Here is a 20,957-nt window from a genome sequence, read left to right as displayed (position 1 = left end):
GGACCCACACCGAAAAAGCAATGAGCCCAAACCCACAACCGTGGGTCCAGGCCATGCCGATGTCCCGAGACATCACAGTGGTGCGGGCGGTGGGATTCGAACCCACACATTCGACAGGACTTTTAAGGTCCCCGGCTCACCGTTGGCCTACGCCCGCTTGCGATTGCGACTCCGATATGTCGGCGTCTGAGCGTGGCAGTTGGGGCAGAGCAGCTCCAAGTTGCCGAGCACATTATTGCTGGGGTTCCCGTCTCGATGCTCGAGCTCGAGCGGGATCGGCTCTCCCATCCACTCGGTGCCGCCGCACTTGTTGCACATCGCCTTGAGAACTCCTTCGCGAAGCATGCGCATCTTGAGTCGGTAGGAGCTGATCGGGAACCGATTGGAGAGGTAGTCATCAAGCGGTCGACGGGGCACTCGGCTGATGCCCTTGCTCCATCCCTGACCCCCGAAATGGGATATGTCGAGTCCCGCCTCCTGGATCGCACCGCGCACTGTCGCGTAGTTTCCGCCCGCGACCTTCAATCCGAGACGCCCGATCACCTGGGCAAGCGAGAACGATGCCAAGACCGCAGCCTCCAGCTCCTCATCGCTCCAACGCCGCCTCCGTTTCGGCATGCCTGAGTGTATGCCGAACCACGTCGTCTACCGTGTCGCCGGGCCGCCGCCGTCCGCTTGTCACCGACGACCGGGCGCTGGCTCTCGCTCACAAGTAGGTCTGGCGCGGGTAGATCGCGTGCGCGCCGGCGACCCGGTCGAGGAAGAGGAAGCCGTCGGTGTGGTCGATCTCGTGCTGCAGCGCCCGCGCCTCGAAGGCGTCGGTGCTGAACTCGACCTCCTCGCCGGTGCCGGGCAGCCGGCCGCGAACCGTCAGTCGGGAGGCGCGCTTCACGTCGCCGGTGAGGTCGGGGACGCTCATGCAGCCCTCGCGGGCCCTCTCGTTGCGGCTGGACGCGACGACCTCGGCGTTGCAGAGCACGAACGTGCCGTGGTGGGTGCGGGTCTTGGCGTGCTCGGTGACGTCGACGCAGAAGACGCGGACGCCGATGCCGACCTGGTTGGCGGCCAGGCCCACGCAGCCGGGGCTGACCCGCATGGTGGCGACCAGGTCGGCGGCGAGCTGGACGATGTCGGCGGAGGTGGGGTCCACGTCCTCGCCGCGGGCCGCGAGCACGCCCGCGGGCGCGCGGACGACGTCGAGGACCCGACCCTCGACGCCGAGCTCGGTCTCGGTCCAGGCCGCGACCCGCTCGCCGTTCACAGCTCGTCGGCCTCGGCGGGGCGCAGGGTGGCGGTGACGCCGACCCGGTCGGCCGCGGCCCGGATGGCGCCCTCGACCGCGGCGACATCGGCGTCGACCGGCAGGTCGAGCTCGGCGACCAGGAGGTAGAGCTCCCCCGCGAGGCGGGTGGTCAGGTCGGTGATGTTGCCGCCGGCGCCGGCGACCTCGCTGACGACCGAGGAGACGATGCCGGGGCGGTCCCCGCCGTGGACGGTGAGCACCCAGGCGCTGCCGCCCGCCGCGGGGGTCGGCTCGTCGGCGACCGGCCGGACGGACACGTCGAGGTCGCCGTCGGCCGCGAGCGGGGCGAGCGCCCGCTCGATCTCGGCGGCCGCGGAGCCGCCCCGGCACAGCAGCATCATCGCGAAGTGCCCGCGCAGCAGCGTCATCGTCGAGTCCTCGATGTTGAGCCCGAGCTCCGCGAGGCCGGCCGTGGTGGCGGCGATGATGCCCGGGCGGTCGTGGCCGAGGACGGTGACGGCGTACAGGTCGGTGCTCACGCACCCATCATCCCAGCCCCACGTCGGCGGTCGCGCGGGAATGCCCCGACGTATCGCCGCGGCCCACGAACCGGAACGCCCCCCAGTAGTAGGGATGGGGATAGCGCCGAGCGACCGCGCGTCGTGCCTGACGCAGCGCGGCGGGCGGCTCCGAGCCCGCGGCGAGAGCGCGGTAGAAGTGGGTCATCAGCTCGAGGGTCACCTCGTCGTCGACGACCCACAGGGCGGCCACGACCCCGCGTGCCCCCGCCGTGAGGCAGGCCGAGACCAGCCCGATGGGCTCGCTGGTGTGGTCCGACGAGCGTCCCGAGCTGCAGGCGCTCAGCACCACCACCGCGCCGTCGAGGGCGGGCAGACCCGCCGCGATGTCGCGGGCCCGGAGCCAGCCGTCGGCGAGCCGGAGTCCGGAGGACAACGGGTCGTCGCGGTGGAACACCCCGTGACAGGCGAGATGCACCACGTCCGCCCCCGCCGACCGGTCGGCGAGCGCGCGCCGGGTGGCCGCCCCCGCCACGAGCACCTCGGCGGCCGGGAGGGAGTGCCGGATCATCTCGGCCTCGCTCGTGATCGAGGGCGCGTCGTCGTCGGGGACGGCGAGGACCAGGGCCGTCAGCCGACCGGCCCGCGTCGGGGTCCGCTCGGCCGGGAGCACCGGCCGGGCGAGGCTCGCGTACCACGGCCCCACCTCGTCGAGCAGTGCGTCGAACGGCACGGCGTGCAGATGCCGGTGCCCGACCACCTGCAGCTCGTCGTCGAGGTCGTCCAGCAGCTCCACGACCGGAGCGAGCAACAGGTCGAAGAGTCCGTCCAAGGCGGGCGACGAGGTGGGTCTCGGACGGTCGCGCCCGCCCGGCGCCATCAGGGTGCACTCCTGCTGCCAGGCGTTGACCAGGCGCCGGGTGCTCTCGGCGGCCTGGCGCAGCACCCGGGCGTCGACGTGGCCGTCGCGGACGACGAACACCACGATGTCGTCGCCGGCGACGTAGTACTCGATGAGCGAGCCGTCGGGGACGGCGGGCAGCGCCTCGTCCGCGTCGCCCGGCACCACCGACACGGGGGCGATCGCCTCCGACAGCAGCCGCTCCAGGCGACGGTGCCGACCGACGTCCGGGGCGCCGGCCGGCTCCGCCTCGCGCGCCGGGGCCGCGGCGGCCGCCTTGACCGCGCGCACCCGCCGCAGCGCCTCGACCCGGCCGGCGTGGTCGCCCCGGTGGAGCAGGAGCAGGATCAGCTCCTCGGTCGCCTCGGCGAGCGAGGGGCACGCGACGCTGCCCCGATGGCCGAGCCGCTGGGCCCATCCCCGACCGACGCGCAGCACCCGGCGCAGCGACGCGACCGCCTGCGCGACCTGACCGGTACGCCGCTCGTGACGTGCCCGGGCGAGGAGGACGTCGGCCCGCAGCTCCGGTGTCCCGAGGCCGGTGGCGCGGGAAGCGGCGGCGTCCAGCAGGTCGGCGGCGACCTCCGGCTCCGCGACCCGGGCGGCGAGCAGGCGGGCCCGGACGAGGACGAGAGGCGGCGTGTCGTCGACCTCGGCGGCGATCACCCGGTCGCAGATCGCACGACAGGTCTCGGGCTCGTCGAGCGCCCAGGCGACCTCGGCCTGGAGCAGCCAGGTGTGCACCCGCAGCAGCCGGCTCCCGCACTCGCCGAAGAGTCGCTCCGCGACGTCGAGCTCCGCGGCGGCTGCCCGGCGCCGCCCCCAGGAGAGGGAGGCGCGCGCACAGGAGAGCGCGGCGCGGGCGGACCACTCGACGGCGCCGATCTGCATGAACACCTCCTCCGCGGCACGGGCCTCGGCGTGTGCCTCGGCGGCGAACCCGGACCGCAGCAGCGCGTCGGAGCGCACGAAGGCGTGCAGGGCCACGTGCCACCGCGTCCCGGGGAGCTCCGGCGCCAGGCAGTCGAGCACGTCCAGCGCCCGGGCGACCTGCCCGGTCGCGGAGAACGCCTCGGCGACGAGGGCCGTGGCGGCCGCCGCCCACGGCTCCTGCCCCGCGGCCTGGTAGGACACGCGGGCCCGACTCAGCTCCAGGAGAGCGTTGTGGGTGAGTCCCGCGTCCAGCGCCGCCCGTCCGCGGCGGAGGCGTACGTAGGCGATGCTGTCGGCATCGCCGAGGGCGCCGAAGAGGTTCTCGGCGGCGTCGTACTGTCGCAGTGCGGCCGAGACCTGGCCCCGTCCGGCCCGGGCGTCCGCGAGCTGGCGCTGGACGACGGCGCCGAGACGGGCGACCTGGGCATCCTCGTGAGGGATCCGGCCGAGCTCCGCCTGCAACCTGACCAGCGCGGCCTCGGCGGCCTCGAACTCGCCGACGAGGAGCTGTACCTCGGCCGCGCCGACGGCCGCGCGTACCGCTTCGACGGGCTGGGCGGCGGCGAGCCAGTTGCGGCGGGCGCTGCGGTAGGCGGCGGCCGCGGCACCTAGCTCTCCGTCGGCCACCGCGAGGTCGCCCCGGATCATGTCGATCCGGGCCGACCGTGCGGGGTCGCGCTGGCCGTGAAGACCGGACTCGGCGCACGCGACCAGCTCGCGGCACCGCTCGGCGTCACGGCTCAGCCAGCTCTCCGCCTCCCTGATCAGCTCGTCGAACTCCGCCGCGGCTCCCGCCGCGGTGTGCTTCGCGATGCTCATCGCCGCGGTCAGCGACGCAGGTCGAGGATGGCGCGCACCCGGGTCGCCCCGGACGTGAGCCACAGCTCGTCCACGTCCACCGGCACCCCTCGGGCGTCGAACCTGCCGTCGGCTGTGGCACGCACCGCTCGCCGCAGGTCGCCCCGGGCGAGGAACGCGAGGTCCGCCCCGGCTGCCCCGGGCGCCAGCATGATCAGCCCCTGGACGTCGACCTCGCCGGCCCCCGCGGCGGTGGCGTCCAGGACGAACCGGCCGAGCGAGCTGTCGAAGGCCAGGTGGACACCGCCGTCCTCCGTCGAGCGCACGCCGGCCGCGACGCCGGAGCGCGCGTCATGCAACAGCCAGGCGTCGGACCAGCCGTCGACGCTGCCGGGACGGTGCAGCTGCTCGAAGACGCCGCGCAGGCGGGCGCTGAGGTCGGCCGGCGGCTGGCGCAGCGGCATGGAACGGGCGTCCTCGAGGAAGTCGCGGATCCAGGCGACGCTCGCCGTCGTCGAGGGGTCGCCGGAGGCGACGTACGCCGCGACCGCGGCCGCGGCGTCGTCGGCGAGGCGACCCTCGACCCAGTCGACCAGCTCGGTGAAGGTCGGCCGAGCGGTCATCATGCCTCCTCTCCCATGATCGCCCGGAGCTTGTCGAGGCACCGTCCCCGCAGCGGTCCGATGCCGCCGACCGACCGTCCGAAGCGTCGGGCGATCTCCGCGTAGCTCGGGGCGTCCGGCTCGAAGTAGAGCGCGAGCAGCAGCTCGCGACAGGTCCCGCCGAGCGTCGCCAGCGCGTCGTGGAGGGTCGTCGTCACGGCCCAGTCCGCGAACGGGTCGGTGACGCCCTCGGGCGGGGCCTCGAGCGTCGTGGTGCGCCGGCTCAGGTTGCGGGTGCGCCAGGCCTGGCGCCGGGCGACGGTCATCAGCCAGGACGCGACCTTCTCGTCGTCCTGGAGCCGGTCGAGGGCGTCGATGAGAGCCACGAACGTCGCTTGGGTGACGTCCGCCGCGTCCTCGGGCCCCAGACCGTTGCGCACGGCCACGGTGTAGACGAGCCGCTCGTAGCGGCCGACCAGCAGGTTCCACGCCTCCGTGTCCCGGCGCCGGCATCGGCGCAACAGGTCGGAGTCGGTGACCACCTCGCTGTGGCGAGATGGTCGGTTGCCGGCCCGGCCGGTGGGCCGGAGCTCGGTGATGCGAGCCGGGCGCTCGCTCAATGACGTCATGACGGGTCCCCAAGGAGAAAGGTCAGGGAACGCACCCACATGCGTTCCACAAAGGCTGGGAGAGCCCACGCCAGACCATGCTGCGATCCGCCCGAGAGAGCTGTCGGTTGGACCCGGCCGGCGCTGGCCCTCGGGTCGTTGCGACCCTAAGCAGCAGATCGCGGCGCCGACAAGACTCTTGTGGGCTGTCCACACGCCCGGCGGATCAGACCGGTGCCCACCACGCACCAGTGCTGCGTGACCAGCTGCGATCGCCTCCACGGCCGTGCGCGTCCCGTGCGCCGGACGTCGTCCGAACGTCGCTCGGCGGCTCCCGTCTGCCGGATCTCCGGGGACTTCGAGCGCCGCCGACGCGAGCCACGCCGGCACGAGCACGGCTCCCGATGCCGCGGCTCTTCTCGTGCCGGCGTCCCACACGAGAACGTAGCACCTTTGCCTCCCCGGCATTCCTAGATTGACCAAGATGTGACAGCCTCGTTGGCAAATCCGCGGCCGGGCACCCCCGCCCGCCGCCCTCCCTCCCGAAGGAGACCCCCGATGAAGACTCGCAAGATCCTCGCCGCCACCGCCGCCGCTCTCGCCGCCACGCTGGCGGTCTCGCTGGGCACCCCGTCCCAGGGCGCGTCGGTCGTGATGGCCGACCGTCCGTCCGGCTGCTGCTGAGGCGGATGGTCCCCTAGGAGGCGTCCTGGCGGACCCGGCTCGCGCGGCGCTCGCCGGCGCGCAGCCGGAGTCCGCTGGCGCTGGCCGCCGACTTGAAGGCGGCGTGCGCCTCGGCCGCGGACCCCAGGAGGTCGAACAGCTCCGCGAGCTCGCACCAGGCCTGGGCGACCCACCGGTCGGTCCCGGTCAGGGCCGACAGGAGCGTGCCCGCCTCGCGGCACACGGCCACCGCATCGTCGGTGCGACCGAGCTCCGCCAGTGCCTCGGCGTGCGCGATCGCCGCCTCCGCCGCGCCGAGCGAGGCCTGCTCGGGATGGCCCGCCCGCGCGGCGACGGCGGCGTCCAGGGCCTCCTGGGGACGGCCGTCCACCACCAGTGCGTGCGCCAGCACGACCTGGGCCTGGGCGATCTCGACCCGCGAGGCGCTCGTGCTCCGCAGCTCCTCGTTCGCGCGCTCCAGCTGGGCCAGCGCCTGCGGCGCGTCCGGCGGATCGAGGGCGAGCTGCAGGCGGCCCAGCTCGAGCCGCAGCCGGGCGAGGTTGCGGGCGTCCTGCCCCTCGCCGAGCAGGCCGAGGGCCCGCGTCGCCAGGGCGAGCGCGGCCTGGGTCTCGCCCCGCTCGGAGTAGACGATGCTCGCGTTCCAGTACGCGGCGCTGCGCGCGGTGGGCGACGCGGCCTGCTCCGCCAGCTCGATGGCCTCCGTGCAGATCCTGGTCGCGCGGTGGAGGTCGCCGCGCTCGATGTAGGCGAGCGCGACGGTCATCGCCAGCTGCACCGCCTCGTCGCTGCGCTCGAGCCCGCCGTCGGAGATGACCGGGCGGATCCGCTCGCCGACCTCGATGGCGAGATGGAGGTCGCCCGCCTCGCGGTAGCACCGGCTGAGCGCGATGCCGCACCGGATCGCGGCCAGGCCGTCGACGTCCGCGAACAGCGACTCGAGCTCGACGATCGCGTCGTCGAGCTGTCCCATCGCCTCCAGCGCCCGGGCGACGACGAACCGTCCGCGGGTCGTGAGGTCGGGCACCGCCACGCCCTCGGCGCGGGCGAGGGTCTGCCGCGCCTGGTGCTCGGCGTCGACCGCCTCCCCGTTCTCCAGGGCCAGCTCGGCGTAGCTGAAGCCGAGCCGGATCTCGTCGATCTCCGCCTCGGACGCACCCGCCACGAGCTCGCCCACCGACAGGCCGAGACGCTCCCCGATCACACCGAGCGCCGTCAGGGTGGGACGGCGGGTCCCGGACTCGATGCGCGAGACGTAGCCGACGGAGTAGTCGTCGCCGGCCAGGTCGGCCTGGTGGAGTCCCTGGGCCAGCCGTGCCGCACGCACCCGCGCGCCGAGGACGGCCGGATCGACCGTCCCCAAGAGCTGCGCCCAGCGCGCGTCGACTTGACTCATGGGGATGCATGCTAGGCGAGCCTGGTTCACCTGCGCTGTCAAACGGTGTCAACGTCCCCCGCTGGGTCACCCGCCCGACGCGCGCCGGCCACGCCCGCGGGTCGAGCGCGCCGGGTCGGTACGACGCCCGGCCCGGCTCCGCGAGAGCACCCGTGGACCCGGCGCTTCCGGGCTCCGTCGCCCCCGTCCCGGCCCGGTCGGAACGTCCGGCGACGGCCCCGGCACGGCCGCGACACGCCGGTGCGGAACGAAAGGTAAAATCTTCGGGAAAGGCCCTCGCGGTGACGCCGGATGTGGCAACGCCCGCAGCGACGGCCGGGCCGCACCCGCCGATGTGGACCGGACCGGCGGCCGCTCAGCCCACCAGCGACCAGGCGATCCCGTCGAGGATGTCGGTCTCGGCGACGACGAGGGTGGCGACCGACAGCCGGCTCAGCACCCCGGCGACGATGAGGGCACCGGCGTCGATGACGTCGGCGCGCCCCGGATGCATCCAGCCGAGGGCACGACGCTCGGCGACGCTCATCGCCAGCAGTCGGTCGACCTGGGCCGCGACATCGCTCACGGCGAGCTCGCGGCCGTGGATCAGGGTGCGGTCGTAGGCGGCGAGCCCCAGCGTGCCGGCGGCGATCGTGGTGTTGGTGCCGGCCACCGCGATCACCGAGCGCGCGGCCGCCGGGTCGACCGGGCACGCGTCGAGCGCGGCGTCGATGTCGGCGACCACCGCGGCGATCTCGTCGGGGGCGATCGGGTCGTGCCGCACATGCCGCTCGTGGAGCCGGACCGACCCGATGTCCATCGAGTGCGCGGCGTGCGGACCGGTCGCCGGGTCGCCGAGGATCAGCTCGGTCGAGCCCCCGCCGACGTCGACGACGAGCGCCGGGCCGGGCACCACGACCTCGGCCGCCGCCAGACCGCGCACCGCGCCGTCGAAGGCGAGCCGCGCCTCCTCCTCCCCGGAGAGGACCTCGGGCTCGATCCCGAGCCGGGCGCGCACGCCGTCGGTGAACTCCGCGGCGTTCCCGGCGTCCCTGGTGGCCGAGGTCGCGCAGAACCGGATCCGGTCGGCGCCGATCCCCGCCGCCCGGATGAGAGCGGCGTACTCGTCGAGCGCCGTCCACGCGCGCGCGAGCGCCTCCGGCGCGAGCCGCCCGGTGGCGTCGACGCCCTGGCCGAGGCGGATCATCCGGCTCTCGCGGCGCACCTGCGCGGGCTCGCCCGCCGGGTCGCCCACGAGCAGCTTGATCGTGTTGGTGCCGCAGTCGATCGCGGCGACCGCCTCAGTCACCGGCGGCGTCCGCCGGGGCCACGCACGGCCCCTTGGCCCACCAGTCCCCGAGCAGCTCCAGCACCTCGTCGCCGAGCGGGTTGACCCCCGGACCGGCGGCGAGCGCGTGGCCGGCGAGCACGTGCAGGCACTTCACCCGGTCCGGCATGCCGCCCGCCGAGATGCCCTCGATCTCGGGGACGTCGAAGCCACCGGCGGCGCCGACGGCGGCACGGTCGGCGAGATACGCCTCGTGGGCGGCGCGGTAGGCCGCGGCGAGCTCGGGGTCGGTGCCGAGCCGCTCCTGCATCTGCTTCATCAGCCCCGACGCCTCGAGGGTCCCGATCCGGGAATTCACCCGAGGACAGGTGAGGTAGTAGGTCGTGGGGAACGGCGTCCCGTTGGGCAGGCGCGGCTGGGTGGCGACGACGTCCGGGTTGCCGCACGGGCAGCGGTGGCCGATCGCGTGCACCCCGCGCGGCGGGCGGCCCAGCTGGGCCGCGATGACCGCCTCGTCGCTGCTGGTCATGGCGTCGCTCACTCGGACAGGTCCTCCTGGGGAGCCTCGATGTCGTTCTTGGGGGCACGCACCTTCGTCGGCGGGTCGCCCGCGATCTTCATCGAGTCCCACGCGTCCTCGTACCAGGTCTGCCGGTCCGGGTCGGGTACGTCGGCCGGGTCGCCGAGCTCCGCGGCCGTGTCGAGCGGGTCGCCGTTCTCGTCGACGACGACGAAGGGCGTCTCGCCCGGGGCGACGTAGCCGAACCGGGCACGGGCCTGCTGCGCGACGTACGCCGGGTCCTCCCAGCGCCGCTTCTCGTCCTTGAGGTCGTCGATCGTCGCCTCGCGCTCCGCGATCTGGGCCTCCAGCGCCTCGATGCTCCCGCGCTGCTGGAGGTAGGCGCGCAGCGACGAGGCATAGGAGACGGCGAGGACCGCGAGGACGAGCACGAGGACGGCGGCGCGGCTGGTCAACCTCGCCCGCTGCTGGTGCTCCTTGCGGGCCCGGACCAGTGCTGCCTCGCGCTCGCGGGCAGCCTTCTTGCGCTCGGCCTTGAGCCGCTCGGCGTACCGCGGCCCGGACCGCCCCGAGACGGGGCGGCCGGGCTTGCGGGACGTTCGGCGGTCGTCGGCCATCGCGTGGCTCCTGGTCGGAGGGGTCAGCCCTGGTAGCGGGGGAAGGCGGCCGCGCCGGCGTACCGGGCGGCGTCACCGAGCTCGTCCTCGATGCGCAGGAGCTGGTTGTACTTCGCGACCCGCTCGGACCGGGCCGGAGCGCCGGTCTTGATCTGGCCGCAGTTGGTCGCGACCGCGAGGTCGGCGATCGTGGTGTCCTCGGTCTCGCCGGAGCGGTGGCTCATCATGTTGCGGAAGCCGTTGCGGTGCGCGAGCTCGACGGCGTCGAGGGTCTCGGTGAGCGAGCCGATCTGGTTGACCTTGACCAGCATCGCGTTGGCCTGGCCGCCGGTGATGCCGCGCTGCAGCCGCTCGACGTTGGTGACGAACAGGTCGTCGCCGACCAGCTGGGTCGTGGTGCCGAGCTGGTCGGTGATGGCCTTCCAGCCGTCCCAGTCGTCCTCGTCGAGCGGGTCCTCGATGCTGACGATCGGGTAGTGCGCGACGAGGTCGGCGTAGTAGGCGGTCATCTGCTCCGCCGTCTTCCTCTCGCCCTCGAAGGTGTAGGCGCCGTCCTCGAAGAACTCGCTGGCCGCCACGTCGAGCGCGAGCGCGACGTCCTTGCCGAGCTCGTAGCCGGCCTTGGTGACGGCCTCGGCGATCAGGTCGAGCGCCGCCCGGTTGGACGGCAGGTCGGGCGCGAAGCCGCCCTCGTCGCCGACGCCGGTGGCGAGGCCCTTCTCCTTCAGCACCGACTTGAGCGCGTGGTAGACCTCGGCACCGACGCGCAGCGCGTCGCGGAAGGTCGGCGCGCCGATCGGCGCGATCATGAACTCCTGGATGTCGACGTTGGTGTCGGCGTGGGCACCGCCGTTGAGGATGTTCATCATCGGCACGGGCAGCAGGTGGGCGTTGGGGCCGCCGACGTAGCGGTAGAGCGGGAGGTCCGCGGAGTCCGCCGCGGCCCGGGCCACGGCGAGCGAGACGCCGAGGATCGCGTTGGCGCCGACCTGGGCCTTGTTGGGCGTGCCGTCGGCCGCGAGCAGGGTCTGGTCGATCAGCCGCTGGTCGGCCGCGTCGAGGCCCTCGATGGCGGGGCCGAGCACCTGGATGACCGCGTCGACGGCCTTCTGCACGCCCTTGCCGGCGTACCGGTCGCCGCCGTCACGCAGCTCCACCGCCTCGAAAGCGCCGGTCGACGCGCCACTGGGGACCGCCGCGCGGGCGAAGGACCCGTCGTCGAGGAGGACCTCGACCTCGACGGTGGGGTTGCCGCGGGAGTCGAGGATCTCGCGTGCTCCGACGGCTTCGATCGCTGCCACGTGTACTGCTCCTGGAGTCGGGGACGGGCTGTCGTCGCGGTCAGCCTAGACCGCGACGGGTGTGGTTCCGGGCAGCACCCACCGGGCGTGGGATTCTGTGTCCGGGGCCGCTCCCGATCCCCCGAGGCGACGCCTCGGCCCCGCCGGCCGGCTCAGGCCTCCAGACCGAGCTCGGCCATCCGGGCCATGTGCCGCTCGGTGAGCCGGGTGAACATCCGGCCCATCGCGGCCAGGTCGAGGCCCGGCCGGTCCACGCCGCCGGCCAGCAGCGCCGCGAGGGCGTCGCGGTCCGCCGCGACCCGCTGCGCCTGGGTGAGGGCCTCCCCCATCAGCCGGCGCCCCCACAGCGCGAGGCGGCCGCCCAGGCGCGCGTCCTCGGCGATCGCGGCGCGGACCCGCTCGACGACGAACGTCGCGTGACTGCCCTCCTCCATCGAGGAGACGACGAGGTCGCGGGTCTCGGGGTCGAGATAGGCGGCGATCTCACGGTAGAAGTCGTTGGCGAGGCCGTCCCCGACGTACGCCTTGACCAGGCCCTCGTACCAGTCCGCCGGCGCCGTGTGCCGGTGGAACTCGTCGAGCGGTGTGCGGAACGGGAGCATGGCCACGAACGGGTCCGCGCCGAACGCCCGGATCCGCTCGTGCAGCGCGTGCACCTTGGTCAGCTCGCCGCTCGCCATCGTCGCGAGGTCCACCTTGTCGGCCAGGGTGGGCGCCAGCTTGGCGTCCTCCGCCAGCCGCTCGAACGCCGAGATCTCGCCGTAGGCGATCGCGCCCAGCAGGTCGACCACGGCCTCGCGGTAGGCGGGGTCGGCGTCGGCGGTCGGGACGCTCGGGTCCACGGGTTCAGCCATGCGTGCAGGCTACAAGCAGGCCCGGGCCAGGGGCGTGCGCGCCACAGGTCGGGCAGCACGCCGTCGTCGATGGCCGGATCCGTGCCGCCGGCTTGTACGCTGGACCACAGCGAGAGCCTGTCCGCACCTCCGGGAGCGCGATGGCCCGCCGGGCACCCGCCCACGTATGTGCGCGGCTGAGTGTGAACAGCCGCATCGATCTGGCGCCTGCCGACCGGCTGACGACACTCACGAAAGCGAACAGAACACTGACTTCCAACGACACCACCGCTGCCTCCACTCCCCAGGTCGACGCCGCGGCGGCTCCGACCTTCCGCGACCTCGGCGTGATGCCGCAGATCTGCGACGCGCTCGAGCGGGCCGGGATCACCCACCCGTTCGCGATCCAGGAGATGACCCTCTCCGTCGCCCTGATGGGCACCGACCTGATCGGCCAGGCCCGCACCGGCACGGGCAAGACGCTCGCGTTCGGCATCCCGGTGATCCAGCGCAGCGTCGCGCCGAGCGACCCCGACTACGCCGAGATCCCGCAGGGCAAGCCGCAGGCGCTGATCGTCGCGCCGACCCGCGAGCTCGCGCTCCAGGTGTCCAGCGACCTCGAGATCGCCGGCCGCGACCGTGGGCTGCGCGTCCTCACCATCTACGGCGGCGTCGGCTACGAGCCGCAGATCGAGGCCCTCGAGAGCGGCGTCGACATCGTCATCGGTACGCCGGGCCGGCTGATCGACCTCGCCAACCGCAGGGTCCTCGACCTGTCCCACGTGCACGCGCTGGTCCTCGACGAGGCCGACGAGATGCTCGACCTCGGCTTCCTGCCCGACGTGGAGAAGCTGCTCCGGATGACTCCGGAGACCCGGCAGACCATGCTGTTCTCGGCGACCATGCCCTCGGCGATCGTCTCGCTGGCGCGGATGCACATGCGCCACCCGATGAACATCCGCGCCGAGTCGTCGTACGAGAACGCGACGGTCCCGGCGACCGCGCAGTTCATCTACCTCGCCCACGACCTCGACAAGCCGGAGATCCTCGGCCGGCTGCTGCAGGCCGAGGACGCCGACAAGATGATCGTGTTCACCCGCACCAAGCGCCAGGCGCAACGCGTCGCCGACGACCTCGTCGAGCGCGGCTTCAAGGCCAGCCCGCTGCACGGCGACATGGCCCAGGTCGCGCGCGAGAAGGCCCTGACGAGGTTCCGCGAGGACAAGATCAAGGTCCTCGTCGCGACCGACGTCGCCGCCCGCGGCATCGACGTGTCCGGCGTGAGCCACGTCGTCAACTACACCTGCCCCGAGGACGACAAGACCTACGTCCACCGGATCGGTCGCACCGGCCGCGCCGGCGCCTCCGGCATCGCGATCACGCTGGTCGACGCGACCGACGTGCATCGCTGGAAGATGATCAACAAGGCGCTCGACCTGCCCTTCGACGAGCCGGTCGAGACCTACTCCACCTCCGAGCACCTGTTCCACGACCAGGGCATCGCGCCCGGCACCAAGGGCCGGATCGCTCCCCCGGCGCCGCCCGCGCCGCGCGCCGAGCGCTCGGGCGAGCGGGGCGGCCGGTCCTCCGAGCGCCGCGGCGGTGAGCGCAACCGGACCCGCACCCGGACCCGCACGCGGGGCGGCAAGCCGGTCGAGGGAGGCTCCCCGGAGACCGGGAGCACCGGCGGCGCCGCGTCGGCGAAGGCCACCGCGCCGGCCGAGGGCGCCGAGGGCTCGCCGAGCCGCAACCGTCGGCGCCGCCGCCGGGGCGGCGGAGGCGGCGGCACCGCGCCAGCGGCGGATCCGGCGCAGACCCCCACGGCCTGATCGGGTCTTGAAACGAACGACAGCCCGGGCATCGCCCGGGCTGTCGTTGCGTCGTGCGGCGTCCGCTCTTCCGCGCTGGTGGGTCAGGCCTTCGGCGGCAGCGGCTCCACCCACACGTTGCCGACGAGCATCGGGTGGTCGCTGATGCCGTTGTAGACCTTGCGGTAGTCGCTGAACTTGGTGCCGGTCCAGGTCGCGAGCATCCAGTCGGGCCCGGCCTTCGGCGGCACGGGGCACGGGTTGCGCTTGGTGCCGCCGAGCGAGACCAGGTCGGTCGCCTTGGCGACCCGCTGGCAGAACTCGACACGCTCGTTCATGTCGCCCATGACCACGACCGGCTTGCCCTTGGCGCCGAGGCGCTTGATGAGCCTGATCTCGCGCACGGTCGAGATGTCCCGCTCGGCCTCGAGGCCGCCGGGCGCGTTGTGGATCGCGATCACGTAGAAGGAGCGCTTGGTGACGCGGTGCTTCAGCTTGACCCACGGGATCGCCCGCATCTTGCCCATGGACGGCCGGTAGATCTCGCCCTTGTCGAGGACGTCGTACTCGCCGGTGTGCCAGGCGATCTGGATCGCGCCGCTGAAGTTGTCGAGGGTGCGGCGCGGGTAGAACTTGTAGCGCGGCAGGCGGTTGCGGAGCACCTTCAGCTGGGACTGGTGCACCTCCTGGAAGGCCACGACGGTGCGCTTGTTGTTCTGCACCTCGGTGGCCGCCCGGTGCGCCCGGGTCGCGCCGCCGGGGGCCATCGAGGCGGTGAGGATGTTGAAGGACATCGCCCGGATCTCGAAGCCGCCGCCCTTCTGCGAGGTGGCCGGGTCCGGGACCGCGGCCGGCTCGGGGTTCGAGGGCGCCGCGGCGGTGCCCTGCGCGGGCGCGAAGGTCACGGCGAGGGTCAGGACCGTCAGCGCGGCGACGGTCGTGGCGAGGTGCTTTCCGAGGTGGGCGAGCATCCGGGCACCCTAGACAGACGCCCCCCGAGCAGGGCAAATCGTGCCGGGCTCGTCCTGGGACTGCCGTGACCCCTGGGACTGGTGGGCTCGACTCCGGTCGCGATCAGGGCGTGACGACGACCTTGGTGCCGATCGGCGCGAACTCCCACAGCGCGATCGCGTTGGGGCGGGCCTGGCGGATGCAACCGTGCGAGAGCGGGGTGCCGAGCTGCGCGATCGTCTGCACCGGCTTGCCGTCGTCGACCGGGATCGTGTGGAAGCCGATCGCGGCGCCCTGCGTGCCCTGGGTGAAGCGGACGAAGTACTCCATCGTGCCCGAGTCGTCGATGCCGATCGCGTTGCGGCTGCGGGAGTACACGGCGTAGGTGCCCGGCTCCAGGTTGTCGTAGATGCTGCCCGAGACCGGGTAGGTCCGCTCCACCGACCCGGAGGCGCCGACCAGCCAGACCCGCTGGCGTCCCTCGCTGAACACCACCCGCCGACCGGTGCCGGACGCGGCCGGTAGCTCGGTCGAGCCCGACTCCGCGGCGATCGGGGTGCTGACATCGGCGAGCTCGCCGTTGAGCGGGCCGTCGAGAGCGCGCTCCTGGCCGGCGGTCGGAGCGGCCTTCCCCGCCGCCGGGTCCGCCGCCGGGTCCGCCGCCGGGTCCGGCGGCGAGGACGGCGGCGAGGACGGCCGGGTGCCGTCGACGGCGCTCGCGGCGGCCGAACCGTCCGGATCGCCGGGGAGGACGCCGAACGCGCCCGCCACGCCGATCGCCGTCACCGTCAGCGCGGCGGCGAGTGCCGAGATCCGGCCGTAGCGCGGACGCGCCGGGACCCGTCGCCGCTGACCACGGTGGCGGTGGGCACGACGGCGCCCGGGAGCGCGGCGTGCGGCGTGCTTCGACACCGGCCGATCAGCGCCCCGACCGGGCCAGGAGGGAGCCGGCGACCTCGCGGTAGGCCTGAGCGCCCCTGCTGGTGCGGCTCGTCGCGAGGATCGAGCGGCCCGCGGCCGGCGCCTCGGCGAACTTGATGGTCTTCGGGATGGGCGGCTCGACGACCTCGAGGTCGTAGGTGTCGGAGATCGTGTCGAGCACCGCCCGCGCGTGGTTGGTCCGGCCGTCGTAGAGCGTCGGCAGGACGCCCCACACGGCGAGATCGCGGTTGGTGAAGCGGCGTACGTCGTGGACCGTGTCGAGGAGCTGGCCGACACCGCGATGCGACAGCGTCTCGCACTGCAGCGGGATCAGCACCCCCTCGGCCGCGGTGAGCGCCGCGACCGTGAGCACCCCGAGCGAGGGCGGGCAGTCGAGCAGGATCCAGTCGTAGCCGCGGCCGCTCCCCCGCAGGTCGTCCAGCACACCGCGCAGCACGTGCTCGCGGCCGGTGCGGGTCAGCAGATCCGCCTCCGCGCGGGCCAGCTCGATGGTCGCCGGCAGCAGGTCGACGCCGTCGTCGGTCTCGATGATCACCTCGGCGACCGCGGTGCCTTTGGTCAGGACGTGATGCACCGACAGCTCCAGGTCCTCGGGGTCGATGCCCAGCGAGAACGTCAGGCACGCCTGCGGGTCGAGGTCGACGAGCAGCACCGACTGCCCGCGCTCCGCCAGGGCAGCGCCGATCGAGGCGACGCTGGTGGTCTTCGCGACGCCGCCCTTCTGATTGGCGACAGCGAGGATCGTGGGGGGAGCCGGCACGCTGTTCATCGCCCCCCATCATGCCGGATGACGTGCCGCGCGTCCCCGGACCCGGCCGCGTGACTCCTACTCTTGCGCCATGCCCACCGCCCTCGTGACCGGCGCGACCGCCGGCATCGGCCTGGAGTTCGCCCGCCAGCTCGCCGCCCGCGGCCACGACCTGGTCCTCGTGGCCCGCGACGAGGCCCGGCTCGCCACGGTCGGCGACCAGCTGCGCGCGACGTACGACGTGGGGGTGGAGCTGCTCCCCGCCGACCTCACCGTCCCCGAGGCCCTGGCCCGGGTCGAGGCGAGGCTCGCGGACCGGTCGGCGCCCGTGGACCTCCTCGTCAACAACGCCGGCTTCGGCCTCAAGGAGCGCTTCCTCGACAACCCGATCGAGGTCGAGCAGGCGCAGCAGGACGTGCTGGTCCGCGCGGTCCTCCGCCTCACCCACGCGGCCCTCGGCGGCATGGTCGAGCGCGGCCGGGGCGGCGTGATCAACGTGTCGAGCGTCGCCGCCTTCCTCCCCCGTGGCACCTACAGCGCGGCGAAGGCGTGGGTGAACTCGTTCAGCGCGTGGGCGCACCAGGAGTATGCCGGCCGGGGCGTCACGGTCATGGCCCTGTGCCCCGGCTTCGTGCGGACCGAGTTCCACGAGCGCCTGGGCATCGACCGTGACTCCTCCGCCCCCCGGCTGCTCTGGCTCGAACCCGACCGGTTGGTCCGCGACGCCCTCGCCGACTTCGACCGCGGCCGCCCGATGTCCATCCCCTCCAGGCGCTACCGGGCCATCGTCACCGTCAGCCGCCTGGTCCCCCGCTCCCTCCTCCAGCGCCTGCAGTCCCTCGGCCGCAAGTAACGGAGATGGCCGGCCCACCAATCCGCGCGCGAGCGGTGCCCAGCGTGTGCGCTGGCAAGGCGGAGGAGGGAGGCGGCCTCGGAGCGAAGCGGGCCGTCGACCGACGACAACGCAGCCAGCGTGCGCGCTGGGTGCCGATCGCGCGCGGATTCAGCCTTCGCCGGCGATAAAGGCCCGGACGGCGTCGGCGACCAGCTGGACGGCGATGGCGGAGAGCAGGAGGCCGGCGATCCGGGTGACGAGGAGGACGCCGCCCTCGCGGATCAGGCGGAGGATGGGGAGGGAGTAGCGCATCGCGGCCCACAGGGCGAGGTGCACGCCGATGACACCGAGCGCGACCGCGATCCCGTCGCCCCAGGTGTCGATGTCCTGGACGAAGAGCATGGTGGCGACGATGGCGCCGGGACCCGCGAGGAGCGGGGTGCCGAGCGGCACGAGGGCGATATTGGCGTCGGTGGACGCCGTCATCGCCTCCTCCTTGCCGGTCAGCAGCTCGAGCGCGACCAGGAGCAGCAGCAGCCCGCCGGCGCACTGCAGTGCGGGCAGCGAGATGTGCAGGTAGTTGAGGATCTGCTGGCCGAAGAAGGCGAACAGCGTGATCACCAGGAAGGACACCGCCACGGCCTGCCAGGCCGCGCGGCGGGCGGTGGCCGGGCTGCGTCCGGCGGTGAGCGACAGGAAGATCGGCACCGTGCCGACGGGGTCCATGATGACGAAGAGGGTGACGAAGACCTCCACCAGCAGGACGTACTCGATCATCGGCGCACCCCTCCGACCAGCCCCGTCGGGGAGCCGAGGGCGGCCGCCCGGGCGAGGATCCGCTCGAGCTCGGCCGGCGCGGTCGTCTCGCTGCCGAGGGCGTGCCCGGTCTTGCCGGTGCCGTGGTGGTCGCTGGACCCGGTGACGACGAGACCGAGCCGGCGGGCGATCGCGCGCAGGTGCGCGCGCGACCTCGGATCGTGGTCGAGGTGGTCGACCTCGACGCCGCTGAGCCCGGCGTCCGCCAGGTCCGCGAGCGCCGTCTCGCCGAGCACCGAGGCGGAGCCGCGACCCCACGGGTGGGCGAGGACGGCGACCCCGCCGGCTCCGGTGACGAGCCCCAGCATCGCGACCAGGTCGGCGGCGTACCTGTCCACGAAGGCCGGTCCCCCGTCGTGGAGGTAGCGGGCGAACGCCTCGTCGCGGTTGCGGACCACCCCGAGCCGCACGAGCAGGTCGGCGACATGGGGCCGGCCCGTCACGCGGTTGTCGGGGCTCACCTCGGCCAGCGCCTCCTCCGTGACGGGGAGGCCGAGCTCCCGCAGCCGGGCGAGCATCGCCGGCACCCGGTCCTCCCGACCGGCGACGATCCGGCCCAGCTCGGCCTGGAGCGCCGGGTCACCGGGGTCGGGGAGGTAGGCCAGCAGGTGCACGCCGGCGCCTCGGTAGCGGGTGCTGATCTCGATCCCGCGCACGAGGCCGATGCCGACCTCCTCCGCCGCGGTGGCCGCCTCGGTCCAGCCCGCGGTGGTGTCGTGGTCGGTGAGGGCGACGACCTCCAGCCCGGCGGCCGCGGCCGCGCGCACCAGGTCGGCGGGCGCCGCGGTGCCGTCGCTGACGCTGGAGTGCGTGTGGAGGTCGATCGTCACCGTATGAGATTAGAGGCTCGGCGCCCGCCGCACCGTCAGGCGGCGACCCTCTCCGGCGCGGCCGGCTCGGCCGTGCGGCCCGCGGCGGCGGGCGTCGGCCGTGGCAGCGGCCGGGGAGCCGGTACGCCGGCGTCCCGGGTCTTGGGCGTGACCAGGTAGGCGACGAGGACCGCGGCACCGATCCGGGGCAGGTCCGCGAGCGAGCGGTAGGTGAGGTACAGCGCCTCGCAGCGCGGCGAGAACTTCGCCTTGAAGGCGTGCAGGGAGGCGAAGCCGTACAGCGGCTCGAGCAACCGCGCCGAGCGCTCGAGTCCGCGCTGCAGCCAGCCCTCCGGCTCGCCGGTGCTACGCGCCAGCGGCGCCGCCGACAGCGACACGACGCGCGCGCCCTCCGTGCGGAAGGCCAGGCACGACTCGGCGATCAGGAACTCGATGACCGGCCGGAAGCCGTCGTCGGGCCGCCGCATGAGGTCCAGGGTCCAGCCGTCGACGCGTCCCTCGCCGCCGTGCACGGGCAGCCAGGAGAGGAACCCGTGCACGCGGTCCTCGGCGTCGAGGGCGAGCGCGACCCGGACCCGCGGGTCCATCGCGTGGTCCACGCCGCCCAGGGTGAAGCCGAGCTCGGGGGTCCGCTGACGCCGCAGCCAGCCGTCGCTGATCGCACGGACCTGGGCGACGACGCGCGGGTCGGCGTCGGCCAGGACGACGAGCTCGAAGCGGATGCCGTCGCGGGCCGCGCGGTTGCGTGCCGTGCGGATGTCCTGCCACCGCTTGCCGCGGAACTCCAGCTCCGGCAGGTCCAGCAGGGTGTCCTCGCCGACCTGCAGGCTGCGCCCGCCGATGGCCCGGGCGACCGGTCCGCTCACCGCGAAGTGGCTGGGGATCAGGTGCTCGTCGGCGCAGAAGGCCGCGAAGGCGGCCGGGGCGCGGTCACGCCAGGCGGGAGTCCCGATCGGGTCGCCGAGCGCCAGGGCCACGCCGAGGTGACGGCGGTAGGCGACGTAGCCCTCGCCCTGCGGGTCGTAGAAGTAGCGCACGCCGGGCCAGGTCGTCATCCACGAGATCGAGCCGCCACCCTCGCGCCGCAGGTGCTCGACGGCTCGGTCGCGGTTGACGACGGGACGGCGGCGGGGCCCGATCGCCGATCCGATCAGCAGGCCGCCGGCGACCGCGACGAGGTGGACGACGTCGGCGAGGTGCCCGACGAGGAGGAGGGAGACGACCGCGTAGCCGACCAGCGCGCCGCGGGTCACCCGACGGGCGGCGGCACCGAGGAAGGCGGTCATCGTCGCGGCGACGGCCAGCGCGCCGCCCGAGGGCCCGACGTCGAGGGCCTGCCGGAGGGACTCGGGGCCGACGGCCAGGATCAGCCCGCTGGCGACCAGCACGCTGCCGGCCTGGGTGCCCAGCCACAGCAGCGCGGTCCGCAGCGTGCCGAGCCGCGGCTCGGCGTACCCGATCGCGAGGCCGAAGCTGAGCAGCACGGGCAGGTAGCACCAGGGCGCGATGGCGAACAGCGGCCCGGTCAGCAGACTCCACCAGCGGCCGTCCTCGAGGGCGCCCGGCCCGTAGGCCAGGTCCCGCGCCCACGCGTGCTCGAGGACGTCGCCGGTGAGGGCGCCGCTGCCGAGCCCCACGAGCGCGATGAGGAGGAGCCCGAGGGCCGTGAACGGGCGGCGGCGCACCGCCGCGAAGCGACGCGGTGCGGAGGGGGACTCGCTGGCGATGGCTTCCGTGGCTGACATGTCTCCAGCCTGGCCGGGCGAGGGCGCGCGGTCAGTAGCGCACCGACCCGACCTGGGGTGGTGC

General features: G+C 73.8%; 20 protein-coding genes and 1 tRNA gene. 3 read left to right on the top strand and 18 right to left on the bottom strand.

Translation table 11 applies throughout. From position 1 onward, the window contains the following. Window positions 1-78: 78 nt before the first annotated feature. The 6 genes from ACPZVR_RS19125 to ACPZVR_RS19100 all read right to left on the bottom strand — a co-directional run bounded on the left by ACPZVR_RS19125 (window position 79) and on the right by ACPZVR_RS19100 (window position 5,624). Window positions 79-157 (bottom strand) — tRNA-Leu (locus tag ACPZVR_RS19125). A 549-nt stretch (window positions 158-706) separates the two neighbouring features. Then, window positions 707-1,261: a peptide deformylase gene (gene def, locus ACPZVR_RS19120; RefSeq protein WP_436701266.1), complete on the bottom strand. Its 555-nt coding sequence runs from the start codon at window positions 1,259-1,261 to the stop codon at window positions 707-709. After that, window positions 1,258-1,782, bottom strand: a complete 525-nt coding sequence (locus ACPZVR_RS19115) for a glycine cleavage system transcriptional repressor (RefSeq protein ID WP_436701265.1) — start codon at window positions 1,780-1,782, stop codon at window positions 1,258-1,260. The genes def and ACPZVR_RS19115 overlap by 4 nt, the downstream gene beginning before the upstream one ends. A gap of 7 nt (window positions 1,783-1,789) precedes the next feature. Beyond that, the gene (locus tag ACPZVR_RS19110; protein ID WP_436701264.1) at window positions 1,790-4,414 is read right to left on the bottom strand and encodes a CHAT domain-containing protein; all 2,625 of its coding nucleotides are present in this window, start codon (window positions 4,412-4,414) and stop codon (window positions 1,790-1,792) included. Between the two features lie 8 nt (window positions 4,415-4,422). Beyond that, complete coding sequence (locus tag ACPZVR_RS19105) at window positions 4,423-5,016, bottom strand: hypothetical protein (RefSeq protein ID WP_436701263.1); 594 nt, start codon at window positions 5,014-5,016, stop codon at window positions 4,423-4,425. Next, window positions 5,016-5,624 (bottom strand): RNA polymerase sigma factor, encoded by a 609-nt coding sequence (locus tag ACPZVR_RS19100; RefSeq protein ID WP_436701262.1) that lies wholly within the window; start codon window positions 5,622-5,624, stop codon window positions 5,016-5,018. The genes ACPZVR_RS19105 and ACPZVR_RS19100 overlap by 1 nt, the downstream gene beginning before the upstream one ends. A gap of 537 nt (window positions 5,625-6,161) precedes the next feature. Between ACPZVR_RS19100 and ACPZVR_RS19095 the strand changes: the two genes are divergently transcribed. Next, on the top strand, window positions 6,162-6,287 hold the full coding sequence (locus ACPZVR_RS19095) for a hypothetical protein (RefSeq protein ID WP_257424148.1): 126 nt from the start codon (window positions 6,162-6,164) through the stop codon (window positions 6,285-6,287). 13 nt (window positions 6,288-6,300) lie between these two features. Here the strand turns inward: ACPZVR_RS19095 and ACPZVR_RS19090 are convergent, their stop codons facing one another. The 6 genes from ACPZVR_RS19090 to ACPZVR_RS19065 all read right to left on the bottom strand — a co-directional run bounded on the left by ACPZVR_RS19090 (window position 6,301) and on the right by ACPZVR_RS19065 (window position 12,239). Next, window positions 6,301-7,680 carry a helix-turn-helix domain-containing protein gene (locus ACPZVR_RS19090; RefSeq protein ID WP_436701261.1) on the bottom strand — a complete coding sequence of 460 codons (1,380 nt, stop codon included), beginning with the start codon at window positions 7,678-7,680 and terminating at the stop codon, window positions 6,301-6,303. A gap of 355 nt (window positions 7,681-8,035) precedes the next feature. Further along, window positions 8,036-8,968: a Ppx/GppA phosphatase family protein gene (locus ACPZVR_RS19085; RefSeq protein WP_436701260.1), complete on the bottom strand. Its 933-nt coding sequence runs from the start codon at window positions 8,966-8,968 to the stop codon at window positions 8,036-8,038. Further along, a complete protein-coding gene (locus ACPZVR_RS19080) occupies window positions 8,961-9,488 on the bottom strand; it encodes a DUF501 domain-containing protein (protein ID WP_436701259.1) in 528 nt (175 codons plus the stop codon). The genes ACPZVR_RS19085 and ACPZVR_RS19080 overlap by 8 nt, the downstream gene beginning before the upstream one ends. Then, entirely contained in the window at window positions 9,485-10,084 is a 600-nt protein-coding gene (locus tag ACPZVR_RS19075) for an FtsB family cell division protein (protein WP_436701258.1), read from the bottom strand. The genes ACPZVR_RS19080 and ACPZVR_RS19075 overlap by 4 nt, the downstream gene beginning before the upstream one ends. A 23-nt stretch (window positions 10,085-10,107) precedes the next feature. After that, the gene (gene eno, locus ACPZVR_RS19070; protein ID WP_436701257.1) at window positions 10,108-11,385 is read right to left on the bottom strand and encodes a phosphopyruvate hydratase; all 1,278 of its coding nucleotides are present in this window, start codon (window positions 11,383-11,385) and stop codon (window positions 10,108-10,110) included. 152 nt (window positions 11,386-11,537) lie between these two features. Then, entirely contained in the window at window positions 11,538-12,239 is a 702-nt protein-coding gene (locus ACPZVR_RS19065; protein ID WP_436701256.1) for a ferritin-like fold-containing protein, read from the bottom strand. A 329-nt stretch (window positions 12,240-12,568) separates the two neighbouring features. On the opposite strand from ACPZVR_RS19065, the gene ACPZVR_RS19060 reads away from it, so the two are divergent. After that, entirely contained in the window at window positions 12,569-14,047 is a 1,479-nt protein-coding gene (locus tag ACPZVR_RS19060) for a DEAD/DEAH box helicase (RefSeq protein WP_436701270.1), read from the top strand. 83 nt (window positions 14,048-14,130) lie between these two features. On the opposite strand, the gene ACPZVR_RS19055 is transcribed toward ACPZVR_RS19060, so the two are convergent. The 3 genes from ACPZVR_RS19055 to ACPZVR_RS19045 all read right to left on the bottom strand — a co-directional run bounded on the left by ACPZVR_RS19055 (window position 14,131) and on the right by ACPZVR_RS19045 (window position 16,688). Next, window positions 14,131-14,997, bottom strand: a complete 867-nt coding sequence (locus ACPZVR_RS19055) for an exonuclease/endonuclease/phosphatase family protein (protein WP_436701255.1) — start codon at window positions 14,995-14,997, stop codon at window positions 14,131-14,133. Window positions 14,998-15,100: 103 nt separating this feature from the next. Beyond that, on the bottom strand, window positions 15,101-15,889 hold the full coding sequence (locus ACPZVR_RS19050; RefSeq protein WP_436701254.1) for a L,D-transpeptidase: 789 nt from the start codon (window positions 15,887-15,889) through the stop codon (window positions 15,101-15,103). Window positions 15,890-15,896: 7 nt separating this feature from the next. Beyond that, window positions 15,897-16,688 (bottom strand): ParA family protein, encoded by a 792-nt coding sequence (locus tag ACPZVR_RS19045; RefSeq protein ID WP_436701253.1) that lies wholly within the window; start codon window positions 16,686-16,688, stop codon window positions 15,897-15,899. Window positions 16,689-16,758: 70 nt separating this feature from the next. On the opposite strand from ACPZVR_RS19045, the gene ACPZVR_RS19040 reads away from it, so the two are divergent. Next, window positions 16,759-17,520, top strand: a complete 762-nt coding sequence (locus ACPZVR_RS19040) for an SDR family NAD(P)-dependent oxidoreductase (RefSeq protein WP_436701252.1) — start codon at window positions 16,759-16,761, stop codon at window positions 17,518-17,520. A 150-nt stretch (window positions 17,521-17,670) separates the two neighbouring features. Here ACPZVR_RS19040 and ACPZVR_RS19035 read toward each other — a convergent pair whose 3' ends face one another. Genes ACPZVR_RS19035 through ACPZVR_RS19025 form a run of 3 tightly spaced genes read right to left on the bottom strand, consistent with a single transcriptional unit; the run spans window position 17,671 to window position 20,893 of the window. After that, entirely contained in the window at window positions 17,671-18,279 is a 609-nt protein-coding gene (locus ACPZVR_RS19035; RefSeq protein ID WP_257424169.1) for a MarC family protein, read from the bottom strand. Continuing rightward, complete coding sequence (locus tag ACPZVR_RS19030; RefSeq protein WP_436701251.1) at window positions 18,276-19,148, bottom strand: PHP domain-containing protein; 873 nt, start codon at window positions 19,146-19,148, stop codon at window positions 18,276-18,278. Before ACPZVR_RS19030 ends, ACPZVR_RS19035 begins: the two co-directional genes overlap by 4 nt. A gap of 35 nt (window positions 19,149-19,183) precedes the next feature. Continuing rightward, window positions 19,184-20,893, bottom strand: a complete 1,710-nt coding sequence (locus tag ACPZVR_RS19025) for a bifunctional lysylphosphatidylglycerol flippase/synthetase MprF (RefSeq protein WP_436701250.1) — start codon at window positions 20,891-20,893, stop codon at window positions 19,184-19,186. Window positions 20,894-20,957 lie beyond the last annotated feature (64 nt).

It is taken from the genome of Nocardioides segetis (assembly GCF_051390595.1).
Lineage (GTDB): Bacteria > Actinomycetota > Actinomycetes > Propionibacteriales > Nocardioidaceae > Nocardioides.
Note: the sequence above shows the minus strand (reverse complement) of the source record. Positions and strands in the feature narration are given on the sequence as shown.

Excerpts from the sequence above, each read along its gene's own strand:
- ACPZVR_RS19110 (WP_436701264.1), bottom strand. The coding sequence starts at position 4,414 with ATGAGCATCGCGAAGCACACCGCGGCGGGAGCCGCGGCGGAGTTCGAC.
- ACPZVR_RS19105 (WP_436701263.1), bottom strand. The coding sequence starts at position 5,016 with ATGACCGCTCGGCCGACCTTCACCGAGCTGGTCGACTGGGTCGAGGGT.
- ACPZVR_RS19100 (WP_436701262.1), bottom strand. The coding sequence starts at position 5,624 with ATGACGTCATTGAGCGAGCGCCCGGCTCGCATCACCGAGCTCCGGCCC.
- ACPZVR_RS19095 (WP_257424148.1), top strand. The coding sequence starts at position 6,162 with ATGAAGACTCGCAAGATCCTCGCCGCCACCGCCGCCGCTCTCGCCGCC.
- ACPZVR_RS19090 (WP_436701261.1), bottom strand. The coding sequence starts at position 7,680 with ATGAGTCAAGTCGACGCGCGCTGGGCGCAGCTCTTGGGGACGGTCGAT.
- ACPZVR_RS19075 (WP_436701258.1), bottom strand. The coding sequence starts at position 10,084 with ATGGCCGACGACCGCCGAACGTCCCGCAAGCCCGGCCGCCCCGTCTCG.
- ACPZVR_RS19065 (WP_436701256.1), bottom strand. The coding sequence starts at position 12,239 with ATGGCTGAACCCGTGGACCCGAGCGTCCCGACCGCCGACGCCGACCCC.
- ACPZVR_RS19060 (WP_436701270.1), top strand. The coding sequence starts at position 12,569 with ATGCCGCAGATCTGCGACGCGCTCGAGCGGGCCGGGATCACCCACCCG.
- ACPZVR_RS19055 (WP_436701255.1), bottom strand. The coding sequence starts at position 14,997 with ATGCTCGCCCACCTCGGAAAGCACCTCGCCACGACCGTCGCCGCGCTG.
- ACPZVR_RS19045 (WP_436701253.1), bottom strand. The coding sequence starts at position 16,688 with ATGAACAGCGTGCCGGCTCCCCCCACGATCCTCGCTGTCGCCAATCAG.
- ACPZVR_RS19040 (WP_436701252.1), top strand. The coding sequence starts at position 16,759 with ATGCCCACCGCCCTCGTGACCGGCGCGACCGCCGGCATCGGCCTGGAG.
- ACPZVR_RS19035 (WP_257424169.1), bottom strand. The coding sequence starts at position 18,279 with ATGATCGAGTACGTCCTGCTGGTGGAGGTCTTCGTCACCCTCTTCGTC.
- ACPZVR_RS19025 (WP_436701250.1), bottom strand. The coding sequence starts at position 20,893 with ATGTCAGCCACGGAAGCCATCGCCAGCGAGTCCCCCTCCGCACCGCGT.